Below are 13,160 nucleotides of genomic sequence, written 5' to 3'. Positions count from 1 at the left end.
ATGCCGTCACCCTATACTTTTGCCGATCCTCGGCTCGCCAAGCTCGATGGGTTCAAGGTCGAGATCGATGAGGCGCATGAGCGCGCGGACATCATCCTGGGACGTCCGCCCTACAACGTCGTGGCGATGCCGCAGCGTGACCAGCTCCGGCTGACCTTCGAGACTCTCGACGAGGATCCGCGCGTGCGCATCATCGTGCTGCGCGGAGAGGGCGAGCATTTCTCGAGCGGCGGCAATATCGGAGGCTTCATGGAAGCGAGCCCCGAGCACGTCTCCAAGCTCGCCTGGAACATCGCCGCGCCGGCGCGTTGCGCGAAGCCTGTCATCGTCGCCAATCGCGGCTATTGTTTCGGCGTTGGCTTCGAGCTGTCGCTGGCCTGCGACTTCCGTATCGCCTCGGAGACCACGCAGTACGCGCTGCCCGAGCAGAAGCTCGGACAGATCCCGGGCTCCGGCGGGTCGGCGCGGCTGCAGAAGATGGTCGGCATCACCCGCACCAAGGACATCGTGATGCGCTCCAAGCGCATCTCGGCGAAGCAGGCGCTGGAGTGGGGCATCGCCACAGAATGCGTGCCCGATTCCGAACTGGAGAAGGCGACCGACAAGCTTGTCGACGAGCTCCGCAGCTTCTCGCCGCTGGCGCAGCGCACCGCCAAAAAACTCCTGAACGACACCGAGGATTCGACGCTCGCCATCGCCATCGAGCTCGAAGGCCATTGCTACAGCCGTCTGCGCCAGTCGGAAGATTTCAGGGAAGGCGTCGAGGCCTTCAACGCCAAGCGTCCGCCGAAATTCGCCGGTCGCTGATACGCGACGCAACAAGCTGCCGCGGTTCGCAATGGCGCGGACCGCGGTCCTATTCAAACGGGGAGGGTAAATCAAAATGGCTGAGATGGATATGCCGGTCGCCGGTGCACGGGCATCGACCGATAACAAGCAGATGGTCAATGCGATCATCGCGTCAGTGCTCGGATGGGCGCTCGACCTGTTCGATTTGTTCATTCTGCTCTATGTGGCGCCGGTGGTTGGCGCGCTGTTCTTCCCGTCGAGCAATGCGGCGCTGTCGCTCGCCGCGGTCTACGGTTCATTCGCCGTTACGCTGCTGATGCGACCGCTCGGTTCGGCGGTGTTCGGGCACTACGCCGACGTGCACGGCCGCAAGCAGGCGATGCTGATCGCCATCATCGGCGTCGGCATCAGCACGGCCGCGTTCGGCCTGCTGCCGACCATTGCGCAGGTCGGCGTGATCGCTCCCATCGTGTTCCTGATCCTACGCCTGGTGCAGGGCGTGTTCGTCGGTGGTGTCGTAGCCTCGACCCACACGATCGGTACGGAATCGGTGCCGCCGCATTGGCGCGGCGCGATGTCGGGCCTGGTCGGCGGCGGCGGCGCCGGCATTGGCGCGCTGCTGGCGTCCTTCATCTTCCTGATCACGTCCTCGGTATTTCCCGGAGATGCCTTTGCCGTCTGGGGCTGGCGCTTCATGTTCTTCTCGGGGCTGCTGAGCTCGCTGCTCGGCTGGTTCATCTTCCGTAATCTTGAAGAATCTCCCTACTTCAAGGAGCTCAAGCGCCAGCAGGGCAACAAGCAGGCGAAGGTCTCGAAGGCGCCAGTCAAGGACGTATTGTCCCGCGAGTATCGCGGCGTCCTGCTGATCAACCTGCTCATTACCTTCGGCGGCGGCGCCGGTTATTATCTGACCTCGGGGTACCTGCCGAGCTTCCTGAAGGTCATCAACGCGGTTCCGAACCAGACCTCCTCGCTGATCCTGATGGGCGCCAGCGTCTCGGCGTTCTTCGCCGCGGTGCTGGTCGGCGCGCTGAGCGATCTCATCGGCCGCAAGAAGACGTTCCTGCTGATCGGCGTCCTGGCGGCGGTGCTGTTGCCGCTGTGCTATCTGAACCTCGCCACGACCAAAGACACCACGCAGATCACGCTTCTTGCGCTTGCCATCGCCTTCATCGGCAATGCCGGCTATGCGCCGGTGCTGATCTTTCTGAACGAGCGGTTCCCCACGGCGCTCCGCGCCAGCGGCACCGGCCTGTCATGGAACATCGGCTTTGCGCTGGGCGGTATGATGCCGACGTTCGTTTCGCTGGTAAGCGGCAGCCCCGCGGAGATTCCGATGTCGCTGGCCTACTTTGCAGTCGGCGTGTTCGTGATCTATTTGATCGGCGCGGTCGTGATCCCCGAGACCAAGGGCAACTTCCGCTGAGCTGGATCGGCGCGGCTGCACCTGCGGCCGCGCCAGCCGCTACCCCGCAAGAAACCCGCCATCCACCGCGACCACCGTTCCGGTCGCGTATTGCGAGGCCGGCATGCAGAGGAAGGCGACGGCACCGGCGATGTCCTCGGGCTGGCCCCAGCGCTTGAACGCGGTGCGGTCGGCGATGCGCTGATAATGGGCGCGGTCGGTGCGGCCGGCGGCATTGATCGCGGTTTCGACATAGCCGGGCGCAACGGCGTTGACGCGGATGCCGTCTTCGGCCCACGCCAAGGCCAGCGCCTTGGTCAACATCACGACGCCGCCCTTGCTGGCGCAATAGGCAGGAATCCGCGGCAGAGCCAGGGTTGCATTCATCGAGGCGATGTTGACGATCGATCCTTTCATCTTCGCCAGCTGCGAGCGGAACGCCATGCAGGTCCGGAACGTGCCCGTGAGATTGACGTCGAGCACTTTCATGAAGGTCTCGATTTCGTATTCCTTGTCCCGCGCCAGGATGCCGGCGCAATTGATCAGCGCATCGACGCGTTGGTGCTGCCCGGCGAGTGACGCGACGGCTTCATCGCTCGTGACATCGAGCGTCGTGAGCGCAAGTCCGGCGCGCGGCTTGAGCAGGGAGCGTGCGAGATCGGCGTCATTGACGCCTGTGGCGGTCACCGTCGCCCCGAGGTCGCAGAACTGGTTGCTGATCGCGGCGCCGATGTCGCCGGCGCCACCGATCACGACGGCATGAAAGCCGGGGGTGAGAGAAAAGCTGGCACTCATCGGAAGATCTCATTTCGGGATTGCGGGAGGCGGAGCTGTCGATTCCCGGACCACCAGCGAGAAGTCGATCTCGCGATGCATGATGGTCTGCTCGCCGGCGAGGCTGCGCACCAGATATTCTCCGGCCCGCTGCCAGGTCTCGTCGGTTGGGACGTGGATCGTCGTCAGGCTCGGTCGCAAATGGCGGCTCCAGTCGAGGTCGTCGAAGCCGACGACCGACAGATCACGCGGCACCGAAAAGCCGCTGCGCTCCGCTTCCAACAGGACGCCATAGGCAATGACGTCGTTGCCGCAGACTACGGCCGTCGGGCGATTCTTGAGGTTGAGGAGATGGCGGGCCGCCTCGCGCGCGTCGTCCAGGGTATAGGGCACCTCGACATGCCATTCCGGAGGCAACTCCAGGCCGTTCTCCGCGAGCGCGCGGCGAAAGCCGGCGACGCGGGCGCCGGCGCGGTCGTTGTTGCGCTGAAGCGCGGAAACGATTCCGATCCGGCGATGGCCGAGCTCGATGACATGCCCGGCCGCCCGATGGGCGGCCGCCTCGTTGTTCGTGCCGACGCAAGGGTAGGGCCGGTCGGGCTGATAGATCCCGACATTGATGAAAGGCACCGCATTGTCCGCGAGTAGCTTGCGCAACCCCTCGTGATGGCAGTCGCCCCGCAGCACGAGGCCATCGACGCCGCGGCCGATCAGGTTGCGGGCCTGTTGCAGCTCGACGTCGAGATCGTATCCGCTCGTGGTGAGAAACAGCATGTAACCCACCGAGGAGAGGTATTTTTGCAGCGAGGCGATGCCGCGCGCGAACATCGTGTTGTCGATCGTCGGCACGATCGCGCCAAGCGTACGCGATCGCCGCGATGACAGAATGCGGGCCGGCGCATGCGGGATGTAACCGACGGCTTCGATTGCCTGCGCGATGCGCGCGCGCAGGGACGGGCTCACCGCATCGGGATTGTTGAGCGCACGAGAGACCGATGCCGTCGACACGCCGGCTCGTGCCGCGACGGCGCGGATGCCTTGCTTCGTCAATTTGGCGGACGGTGCGTTCATAATGTAACGTTACAATGTCGTCCCACGAGCGAGGTAAGCAGAATAATTGCGATAATGCCGCACAAAGGATCGATTGTCTATCGCTTGACAGAGGTGCGTTGGCGCTTAGGATGTAACCGTTTTCAGAAAGTGCCGACAGCATAATGCGGCCAGCGGGAGGAGAGTTCGATGAAAGTCAGGATGCTCGCGACGCGAGTCGCGTTGCCCGTTCTTGCGATTGCCGCCGTCAGCGCGCAGGCGCGCGCAGCCGATTTCGACTGGATGAAGTTCAAGGGCAAGACCGTCACCTTTCTCGCCAACAACAATCCGGTTTCGCAGGCGCTGCTCACCTATAAGGCCGATTTCGAGAAGCTGACCGGCATGACCCTCAAGGTCGACGGCTATCAGGAACAGCAGATGCGCCAGCGTCTGGTCACCGTCATGAATGCGAACAGCGACGAGGTCGATGTGTTCATGACGCTGCCCTCGCGCGAAGGCGAGCAATTCGCCGCTGCCGGCTGGTACGGCGATCTCACCGCGATGGCCAAGAACGAGGTCGCCAAGGACTACGATCCGGTCGGGTTGAGCCAGGCCTTGCTGAAGGCCGCGACGTTCGGCGGCAAGCTGACCAGCATGCCAATGAACATCGAGGGCCCGATTTTCTATTACCGAACCGATATCTTCAAGAAGTGCGGCCTCGAGGCGCCGAAGACCATCAAGGACGTCGAGGCCGCCGCCGAGAAGATCAAGACCTGCGACAGCACGGTGACGCCGTTCGTCTCGCGTGGCCTCAAGCCTGCGATCGCCTACACCTTCAGCAACATGCTGCACAATATCGGCGGCACGTATATCGCGAGCGGCAAGTCGAGCCTGTGCTCGGCCAAGGGCAAGGAGGCGCTCGACACCTATAGCCGGTTGCTGCGCGACTTCGGACCGCCCGGCGTCGTCAATTATAGCTTCCAGCAGATTTCGGCGCTGTATCGCGGCGGCCGCGCGGCGATGGCCTTCGAATCCTCGAATGAATTGCGCACGGTGATGGAAGGCGGCGCGCGCCTGAAGGACACCGGCCTGTTGCCGTTCCCGGCGGGCGAGGCCGGCCAGGTGCCGACCACGATCGGCTGGGGCATGGCGGTGTCCTCGCACAGCAAGCAGCCCGATGCGGCCTGGTACTTCGTGCAATGGGCGACGAGCCCCGAGGTGCAGAAGAAGATGGCTCTGCAGGGCATTGCCCCGCCGCGTCCGTCCGTCGCCAAGGACCCCGAATATCGCAAATGGATCGACGAGGAGCCGGTGCGCAAGGAATGGCAGGCCGCGCTCGATGTGCTCGCCACCAAGGGCTCGTCCGAAGTCGGCTATCCCATCGTCGCCAATCCGCAATCGCGCGAGTTCATTGGTCAGGCGGTGCAGGATTTGATCCTGAAGCAGAAGACCGTCGATCAGGCTTGTGCGGACGCCGACAAGGCGCTGGACGCGCTGATCGCGCTGAACTGACCGCCTGGTGCCGGCTGGTGTCCGCGCCGGCCGGCACCTAACTCGATCGAGGACAGGAATACATGTCTGATACGGCTGCGACACTCACGCAGGACCGGCAGAAGCTGGAAATGGCGGCGCTCTCGGCACCGGCCGTGATTTTCACGGTCGCGATGATCGCATTTCCGGTCGTCTATACGATCTGGCTCGGCTTCCAGACTTTCTCTTCGACCGGCAAGCAGTCCTTTGCCGGCCTTGCCAATTACACCAAGCTGATTTCCGACGTCGAGTTCTGGCATGGGTTGTGGATCACCATTGCATTGTTCGTGCTCTCGCTGGTGCTGCAGCTCGTCTTCGGCGTCTGGCTTGCGTTGGTGCTATTTCATGCCAAGCGCCTTCCTGGGATCGTGCGCTCGCTGTTCATCTCGCCCTTCATGATGCCGCCGGTGGTCGCCGGAATGATGTGGCTCGTGATCCTCGATCCGTCGCTGGGCGCGGCCAATTACATCCTGCAATCGCTCGGCTTGCCGCCATCGGACTGGCTGGCGTCGCCGACATGGGTCATTCCGACGGTCGCGCTGATCGATAGCTGGCAATGGACGCCGTACGTCGCCCTGATCGTGCTTGGCGGCCTGCAATCTCTGCCGCCGAGCGTCTACGAGGCCGCGCAGATCGATGGCGCATCTGCGTTCAAGACCTTCCAGCGCATCACGCTGCCGCTGCTGCTGCCGACCATCGTCACTGCAGCCATCCTGCGCAGCGTCGATCTCCTGCGCTTCTTCGACATCATCTACATCACGACGCAGGGCGGCCCCGGCAACGCCTCGAATACGCTCAATATCTACGGCTTCCGGGTCGGCTTCGAGTTTTTCAACATCGGCTATGCCAGCGCGTTGATGCTGACGCTGACCGCGATCGTGTTCGGCGCCGTGCTCGCCTTCAACCGCCTGCGCGGCGCGGTAGCGTGGTGATCTCATGACCGACGCAGTCAACACCGACCGCTGGATACGCTGGCTCAACCTGGTGCAGCTCGTGCTGGCCGGCGTTATCATCATGACGCCAACGGTCTGGATGGTGCTGTCCTCCTTCAAGCCGTCCTTCGAGGTGACGGCCTATCCGCCGACCCTGATCTTCACGCCGACGCTGGACAATTATGTCGAGCTGACCAAGACGACGCCGTTCCTGAGCTACGCCCTCAACAGCCTGATCGTGACCGTCGGCTCGACCGCGCTCGGGCTACTGTTCGGAATCCCGGCCGCGTTCGCCGTTTCCTGGACGCGTATTTCGTGGCCGGCGATCCTGACGCTCGCGGCGCGCATGGCACCGGGAACGTTGTTCCTGCTGCCGTGGTACGTCATGTTCCGGCAGGTCGGCATGATCGGGTCGTACACGGCGCTGATCCTCAGCCACGCGGTGATCACGCTCCCGATCGTGATCTGGGTGCTGCTGCCGTCGTTCGATGCCATTCCACGCAGCGTGTTCGAGGCGGCACAGGTCGACGGTTGCAGCGTCACGCGCATCCTCTGGCGCATCGCGCTGCCGCTGGTGGCGTCCGGCATCGCCGTCTCGGCCATACTCGCCTTCGTATTCTCGTGGAACTACTTCCTGTTTGCGCTGGTGCTCTCCAATGGCGACACCAAGACGCTGATCGCGGCCGCCTTCAATTTCATCGGCGAAGGCTCGACGCAATGGGGCGCCCTGATGGCCGCGGCGACGCTGATCGCATTGCCACCGCTGGTGCTGGCGGCTCTGGTTCAGCGTTGGCTGGTGTCCGGGCTGACGCTCGGCGCGGTGAAAGGTTAGGTATCTGATGAACGAAATGCCTCGTCCGAACGCGATCATGCAGGCGGCGGTGTTCCATGGTCACGAACGCATCACCATCGAGCCGGTGCGGATGCCCGACGTCGGAGCAGGCGAGGTGCTGGTGCGGGTCTCGCGCACCGCGCTGTGCGGCTCCGACTTCAAGCTCTGGCACAAGGGCGCCGAGTTCACCGCCGGTCACGAGATTTTTGGCGTGGTCGAGCAGCCCGGCCACCGCCTGCATGGCGGCCGCTGCGCCGTCTATATCCCGCTGCACTGCGACCACTGTGCGGCCTGCAAACGCGGCGACACCCAGATGTGCCTGGAGGTCTCGAGCCTGATCGGCTGGAACAGGCCGGGCGGCTACGCCAAATACGTGCCGGTGCCGGAGAATTGCCTGCTGCCGGTGCCCGACGATATCGAGGACAGCCTCGCGCCGCTCTTGCTCGACACCATCGGCACCTCCGGCCACGCCGTTCGGTTCGTCAGTCGTGTCGTGCCGCCGGACGAGGCAGGTGCGGTCCTCGTGATGGGAGCGGGGCCTGTCGGTCTCGGCGTCGTGCTGGCACTCCGCAGTCTCGGCTATGATGACATCCATGTGGCCGATCCGAACGCCGCACGCTTGAATATCGCCCGATCGTTCGGCGCGAAACCGCATCCGGTCGGCGACACATCGAAACGGTTCGCCCTCATCATGGAATGCTCCGGCGCGCATGCGGCACGCAATCTCGGCATCGAGCTCGTCCTGCCGCGCGGGGCGCTGGTGCTGGTCGGCGAGAACGCCGCGCCCTGGACCATCGAGGAAGGCAAGGTGTTCCGCCGCAAGGACTTCTACATGATCCGGACCTTCTACTTCCCGGTCTCGGATTTCGAGCCGAACGTCGATCTGCTGCGCCGGTACAAGGACGAATACCGCGTTCTCGTCGACGGCGAGTTCGGCCTGTCCGCTTTGCCCGAGAATTTCGCCCGCTTCGCCAAGGGCGAGTTGATCAAGCCTGTACTGGCGCTGGACTAAGCGATATGGCCTCGATCTCGATCCGCAACCTTACCAAACGCTACGGCAATTTCACTGTGATCCCCGATCTCAATCTGGAGATCGCGGACCACGAATTCGTGGTTTTCGTTGGCCCGTCCGGTTGCGGCAAGTCGACCTTGCTCCGGATCATCGCAGGTCTCGAGCCCATTTCCTCCGGCGACCTCTACATCGGCGACACGCGCGTCAACGGCGTGCAGGCGGCGCAGCGCGACATCGCGATGGTGTTCCAGGATTACGCGCTCTATCCGCACATGCGGGTTTACGACAACATGTCCTTTGCGCTGGAGCTGCGGGGAACGCCGAAGGCGGAGATCGACGCGCGGGTGAAGCGCGCGGCGGCGCTGCTGCACATCGAGCCGTATCTCGACCGCAAGCCGAAGGAGCTCTCCGGCGGCCAACGCCAGCGCGTCGCCATGGGGCGTGCGATCGTGCGCAATCCAAAAGCCTTCCTGTTCGATGAGCCGCTCTCAAATCTCGACGCCAAGCTGCGCGGGCAGGTGCGCGCAGAGATCAAGGCGCTGTCGCAGGAACTCAAGACCACCATGGTCTTCGTGACGCATGACCAGATCGAGGCCATGACCATGGCCGACCGCATCGTGGTGCTTCAGAGCGGCACGATCCAGCAATACGACACGCCCGAGGCGGTCTACGAGCGGCCGGCCAACCAGTTCGTCGCCGGCTTCATCGGTTCGCCAGCCATGAATTTCTTCCCGGTCGAATGGCGACAGGAGCGTGCGATCCTTTCGCAAGGCGGAACGGTGGTGCCGTTGGGCGAGGAGACGGCAAACGGGCTGCGGCGGGCCCGGAGCGCTGTGCTTGGCATTCGCCCCGAACATTTTGCCGTTGCCACCGATGCTGCCGACGGCATTACAGTGAACGTCAAGCTCGTTGAGCCGCTCGGCTCGGACACGCTGATCCATTTCGATCTTGCCGGCGCGGCATCCATCGCGCGGGTTGATCCGTCGCTGCGACCGAAGGTCGGCGATCGCATCAATCTGCGACCGCAGCCCGGCAAGACGCATCTGTTCGATGCCGCAAATGGACAGGTCGTGCGGTGAGCGCATTGGTCAACATCGGCGATCTCTCGGCGCTGGCGGACGTCGCGTCCAAGGCGAGGCCCGTGCACGTGATCTGTCTCGGGTTGTCCGCGCTCGACCAGGTCTGGCGCGTCGACCGGCCGTTCTCGGGTGGAAGCGAGAAAGTCAAGGCCGTCGAGTACGGCACGCTCGGCGGCGGCATGGCCGCCAATGCGAGCGTTGCGGTCGCAAAGCTCGGTGCATCCGTCGCGTTCTGGGGGCGGGCAGGGAATGATGCTGCCGGGCACGAGATGAAGTCGGCCTTCACCGCGGAAGGCGTCGACATCGAGAATTTCCGGCTGTTTGCGGACGGCCGCTCGTCCGTCTCCGGTGTCATCGTCGACAATTCCGGCGAACGGCAGATCGTCAACTTCCGCGGTCTCTATCCGGAAGCAGCCGACTGGCTGCCGCTGGAGACCGTTGCCCGCGCATCCTCGGTGCTGGCGGATCCGCGCTGGGTCGAGGGGGCCGCGACGTTGTTCCGCGAAGCCCGCGCGCGCGGGATCCCGACGGTGCTCGACGGCGACATGGCCGATGCCGAGGTGTTCGAGCGGCTGTTGCCCCTGACCGACCACGCAATCTTCTCCGAGCCTGCGCTCACGGCTTTTGGCGGCTCGGCCAAGGATGAAACCCTCGCCGCGCTCGCCCGCTTCGGGTGTCGCATCATCGCCGTCACGCGCGGTGAAGAGGGCGTGAGCTGGTACGAGAACGGCTGCCTGCACCGACAGGCGGCCTTCGCGGTCGATGTGGTGGACACCACGGGCGCCGGCGACGTCTTCCATGGCGCTTATGCCCTCGCGATCGGCGCCGGTCTCGACGTGCGCGACGCTATGGCGTTTTCGGCTGCTGCGGCAGCGATGAAATGCCGCCACGCAGGCGGACGCAACGGAATCCCCACCATCAACGAGTGTCTTGCATTCATGAGGACGAAGCCATGAGAACGATTGGAAAGAACCGCGGCCTGGCACGTCTGGCCGACGCGGACGGTCATTTTCGCATGGTCGCGCTGGATCAGCGGCCGCCGCTGTTTGATGCTATTGCGAAAGCAAAGGGGATTACGCGGGACCAGGTCGAATATTCCGACGTGACGGCGGCAAAGCGTCTGCTCGTCGAGAACCTCGCGCCGCATTGCAGCTCGATGCTGTTCGATCCGAATTTCGCGGTGCCAGCGGCGATCGATCTTCTGCCGCCGCGTTGCGGTCTCATCATGACGCTCGAAGAGCACCGGGTGGATGAGACGTCGGGCGGACGCAAGTCGCGCGCGATCGCCGATTGGAGCGTTGAGAAGATCCGCGCCATGGGCGGCGATGCCGTCAAGGTGCTGGCGTGGTACCGGCCGGACGCCGATGCTGCGGTCAACGAGCATCAGAAGCGGTTCGTTCGCGAGATCGGGCAGGACTGCGCCCGTCACGACATTCCCTACGTCCTGGAACTGCTCGTCTATCCGTTCCTCGGCAGCGCCAATCACACCGCCGACTACGTGGAGTCGCCCGGAAAACTTCCAGGTCTGGTCATTGAGAGCGTGCGCGAGTTCGCCAAGCCGGAATATGGCGTCGACCTTCTGAAGCTGGAGAGCCCGCTGGCGGCCAACAGTCTGCCTGCCCGGGATGGCAGCGCCGAGGCGAAAGCCGCGCAGACGGAGTTCGATGCGATTGGCGACATCTGCCGCGCGCGCAGCATCCCCTGGGTGCTGCTCTCCGGCGGTGCTGCGCCCGAGAAATTCGAACGGGTGCTCGACTTTGCCTATGCCGCGGGCGCGGGCGGGTTTTTGGCGGGCCGCACGATCTGGCTCGATGCCGTCTTGAAGAATTTCCCGGACCGCGCGGCGGTTGCCGCCAGCCTGCGCAAGGACGGCCTTGGTGTGCTCGAACGGCTCAACGAGCTGACAAAGGCCAAGGGAACGCCGTGGAAGGCGCGCTTTCCCGTATTTACTGATATTAAGCGGGAAGGGGACTTCGCGCGCGCGTATTGAGCTGATGGCCGTTCCGCGTGGTCTGATCCCGATCGCAGGATCTGCAACATGACGTCTGACAGCTTCACAATCCGCTCGATCGAAGCGTTCTGCTATCGCTATCCGTTGGCAACGCCGGTGGTGACGTCGTTCGGCCGCATGCTCAACCGCCCCGCTGTCTTCATTCGCGCCGTCGATGAAGATGGCGTCGAGGGATGGGGCGAAGCCTGGTCGAATTTTCCCGCGCCGGGTGCGGAGCATCGTGCACGGCTCGTGAACGAGGTGCTCGCATCGGGTCTCGTCGGGCGCAAGTTCGACGGTCCGGCTCAAGCCTTCGAGAGCCTGACGAGGGGCACCGAAGTGCTGGCACTGCAATGCGGCGAACCCGGTCCGTTTGCGCAGGCGATCGCGGGCATCGATCTCGCGCTATGGGACCTCTCGGCGCGCCGTCGGCGTTTGCCGCTGTGGCGGCTGCTCGGTGGGCACGGCAGTACGATCAAGGTCTATGCCAGCGGCATCAATCCCGGCGGCGCCACGCAGACGGCCGAAGCCGCACTCGAGCGAGGTCATCGCGCGTTGAAGCTGAAGGTCGGATTCGGCGCCGACATCGACCTCGCCAATCTCGCAGCCCTGCGCCAGATCGTCGGCGCGGGCATGCTCGCGGCGGACGCCAATCAGGGCTGGTCGGTCGAACAGGCGCTTCAGATGCTGGAGCGGCTCGGCGGGTTCGATCTGCGCTGGCTGGAAGAGCCCATCCGCGCCGATCGGCCCCGCGAAGAATGGCAAAGACTGAGGGCAGGCGCGGACATGCCGATTGCGGCCGGCGAGAACATCTCGAGCGCCGAAGGCTTCAGGCAGGTGCTGACCGAGGACGTGCTCGGCGTGGTTCAGCCGGACATCGCGAAATGGGGCGGGCTCACGGTCTGTGCCGGGCTGGCGCGTGACATTCTCGACGTGCGCAAGACGTTTTGCCCACACTATCTCGGCGGCGGCATTGGACTGCTTGCCTCGGCTCATCTGCTGGCCGGTATCGGAGGAGATGGCTGGCTGGAAGTCGACGCCAACGATAATCCGCTGCGCGATTTGTTTTGCGGCTCCCTGATCGACGTGGGTGAAGGCGTGGTTCAGCTGAGTGACGACCCGGGGCTCGGAATAGTGCCGGATCTCTCAGCTATCGAGCGCTATCGCAGCATCTAGACGTGCGGGTTTGGGGTGTTCTTCGCCTAAAGCCCAGCAAGAGCACTTTCGGCCCCGTCGCGAGCGCGCGGACGTCCCGGCGCTGACCGCACTGATCCATAATGGCCGCCATTGCGCACCGTCTTGAAAATGCGGTTCGCCCCACTCTCTGAAAGCTTGCGCCGCAGTCGACTGGTCAGCGGCGCAGGCTGGCGCCCTGAACGTCTTGAAGGCGACCATGGAGCCCGGCCTCACAGAGAGCGCTCCTCCCGTCTAAGCCTGAACCTCTTCGGCCACGCGCTGCACATCCAAAGCTGATCGCCGGCTTGCGGGGCGCAAGCGTTGCCGCGCCGCTATTTGACGGCTCAACACCATCATTTCGTAAGTTCAATAATAGAATTAATTGGTCCGGTGCTGTATCGCACGGTGTCCAGGCCGACAGGGCGGGGCCTCGCGACTGGACAATGGTATCAACCGCTGATGCAGCGTCTAGCGACTTCCGAACATAACTCTCCACAAACCGCAAGCGCTGCTTTCGAGGTCGGGGGAAGTTCATCGAATCGCTTGACGAGTTCTAAAAAAGAACTGTAAGTTTGGGCAATGAGGCGGCCGATCCAAGAGCCGCAACGGTTG

General features: G+C 63.8%; 12 protein-coding genes. 10 read left to right on the top strand and 2 right to left on the bottom strand.

Translation table 11 applies throughout. From position 1 onward, the window contains the following. Both GGD62_RS23740 and GGD62_RS23735 read left to right on the top strand, forming a co-directional pair. Complete coding sequence (locus tag GGD62_RS23740; protein WP_092261952.1) at positions 1 to 807, top strand: enoyl-CoA hydratase/isomerase family protein; 807 nt, start codon at positions 1 to 3, stop codon at positions 805 to 807. Between the two features lie 76 nt (positions 808 to 883). Continuing rightward, the gene (locus GGD62_RS23735) at positions 884 to 2,215 is read left to right on the top strand and encodes an MFS transporter (protein WP_183710457.1); all 1,332 of its coding nucleotides are present in this window, start codon (positions 884 to 886) and stop codon (positions 2,213 to 2,215) included. A gap of 39 nt (positions 2,216 to 2,254) precedes the next feature. Here GGD62_RS23735 and GGD62_RS23730 read toward each other — a convergent pair whose 3' ends face one another. Next, a complete protein-coding gene (locus GGD62_RS23730; protein ID WP_179731174.1) occupies positions 2,255 to 2,989 on the bottom strand; it encodes an SDR family NAD(P)-dependent oxidoreductase in 735 nt (244 codons plus the stop codon). A gap of 9 nt (positions 2,990 to 2,998) precedes the next feature. Continuing rightward, complete coding sequence (locus GGD62_RS23725; protein WP_018316072.1) at positions 2,999 to 4,039, bottom strand: LacI family DNA-binding transcriptional regulator; 1,041 nt, start codon at positions 4,037 to 4,039, stop codon at positions 2,999 to 3,001. A 168-nt stretch (positions 4,040 to 4,207) separates the two neighbouring features. Between GGD62_RS23725 and GGD62_RS23720 the strand changes: the two genes are divergently transcribed. The 8 genes from GGD62_RS23720 to GGD62_RS23685 all read left to right on the top strand — a co-directional run bounded on the left by GGD62_RS23720 (position 4,208) and on the right by GGD62_RS23685 (position 12,548). Further along, positions 4,208 to 5,509 carry a sugar ABC transporter substrate-binding protein gene (locus GGD62_RS23720; protein ID WP_183710455.1) on the top strand — a complete coding sequence of 434 codons (1,302 nt, stop codon included), beginning with the start codon at positions 4,208 to 4,210 and terminating at the stop codon, positions 5,507 to 5,509. A 62-nt stretch (positions 5,510 to 5,571) separates the two neighbouring features. Beyond that, positions 5,572 to 6,459 carry a carbohydrate ABC transporter permease gene (locus GGD62_RS23715; protein WP_049814758.1) on the top strand — a complete coding sequence of 296 codons (888 nt, stop codon included), beginning with the start codon at positions 5,572 to 5,574 and terminating at the stop codon, positions 6,457 to 6,459. 4 nt (positions 6,460 to 6,463) lie between these two features. Further along, positions 6,464 to 7,291, top strand: a complete 828-nt coding sequence (locus GGD62_RS23710; protein WP_018316074.1) for a carbohydrate ABC transporter permease — start codon at positions 6,464 to 6,466, stop codon at positions 7,289 to 7,291. 7 nt (positions 7,292 to 7,298) lie between these two features. Beyond that, positions 7,299 to 8,303, top strand: a complete 1,005-nt coding sequence (locus GGD62_RS23705) for a zinc-binding dehydrogenase (protein WP_183710453.1) — start codon at positions 7,299 to 7,301, stop codon at positions 8,301 to 8,303. Positions 8,304 to 8,308: 5 nt separating this feature from the next. After that, positions 8,309 to 9,382 (top strand): ABC transporter ATP-binding protein, encoded by a 1,074-nt coding sequence (locus tag GGD62_RS23700; RefSeq protein ID WP_183710452.1) that lies wholly within the window; start codon positions 8,309 to 8,311, stop codon positions 9,380 to 9,382. Further along, a complete protein-coding gene (locus tag GGD62_RS23695) occupies positions 9,379 to 10,338 on the top strand; it encodes a sugar kinase (protein WP_183710451.1) in 960 nt (319 codons plus the stop codon). The genes GGD62_RS23700 and GGD62_RS23695 overlap by 4 nt, the downstream gene beginning before the upstream one ends. Continuing rightward, a complete protein-coding gene (locus tag GGD62_RS23690) occupies positions 10,335 to 11,372 on the top strand; it encodes a tagatose 1,6-diphosphate aldolase (RefSeq protein ID WP_179731161.1) in 1,038 nt (345 codons plus the stop codon). Before GGD62_RS23695 ends, GGD62_RS23690 begins: the two co-directional genes overlap by 4 nt. A 48-nt stretch (positions 11,373 to 11,420) precedes the next feature. After that, positions 11,421 to 12,548, top strand: coding sequence for a mandelate racemase/muconate lactonizing enzyme family protein (locus GGD62_RS23685; protein ID WP_183710450.1), 1,128 nt, complete (start codon positions 11,421 to 11,423; stop codon positions 12,546 to 12,548). Positions 12,549 to 13,160: the final 612 nt, after the last annotated feature.

Origin of the sequence: Bradyrhizobium sp. ERR14 (genome assembly GCF_014198235.1) — a bacterium.
Taxonomy (GTDB): Bacteria; Pseudomonadota; Alphaproteobacteria; order Rhizobiales; family Xanthobacteraceae; genus Bradyrhizobium.
Note: the sequence above shows the minus strand (reverse complement) of the source record. Positions and strands in the feature narration are given on the sequence as shown.

What these genes read in the sequence shown, in the direction of transcription:
- GGD62_RS23690 (WP_179731161.1), top strand. Translation starts at nt 10,335, where the DNA reads ATGAGAACGATTGGAAAGAACCGCGGCCTGGCACGTCTGGCCGACGCG.
- GGD62_RS23715 (WP_049814758.1), top strand. Translation starts at nt 5,572, where the DNA reads ATGTCTGATACGGCTGCGACACTCACGCAGGACCGGCAGAAGCTGGAA.
- GGD62_RS23710 (WP_018316074.1), top strand. Translation starts at nt 6,464, where the DNA reads ATGACCGACGCAGTCAACACCGACCGCTGGATACGCTGGCTCAACCTG.
- GGD62_RS23685 (WP_183710450.1), top strand. Translation starts at nt 11,421, where the DNA reads ATGACGTCTGACAGCTTCACAATCCGCTCGATCGAAGCGTTCTGCTAT.
- GGD62_RS23725 (WP_018316072.1), bottom strand. Translation starts at nt 4,039, where the DNA reads ATGAACGCACCGTCCGCCAAATTGACGAAGCAAGGCATCCGCGCCGTC.
- GGD62_RS23730 (WP_179731174.1), bottom strand. Translation starts at nt 2,989, where the DNA reads ATGAGTGCCAGCTTTTCTCTCACCCCCGGCTTTCATGCCGTCGTGATC.
- GGD62_RS23700 (WP_183710452.1), top strand. Translation starts at nt 8,309, where the DNA reads ATGGCCTCGATCTCGATCCGCAACCTTACCAAACGCTACGGCAATTTC.
- GGD62_RS23705 (WP_183710453.1), top strand. Translation starts at nt 7,299, where the DNA reads ATGAACGAAATGCCTCGTCCGAACGCGATCATGCAGGCGGCGGTGTTC.
- GGD62_RS23735 (WP_183710457.1), top strand. Translation starts at nt 884, where the DNA reads ATGGCTGAGATGGATATGCCGGTCGCCGGTGCACGGGCATCGACCGAT.
- GGD62_RS23720 (WP_183710455.1), top strand. Translation starts at nt 4,208, where the DNA reads ATGAAAGTCAGGATGCTCGCGACGCGAGTCGCGTTGCCCGTTCTTGCG.
- GGD62_RS23740 (WP_092261952.1), top strand. Translation starts at nt 1, where the DNA reads ATGCCGTCACCCTATACTTTTGCCGATCCTCGGCTCGCCAAGCTCGAT.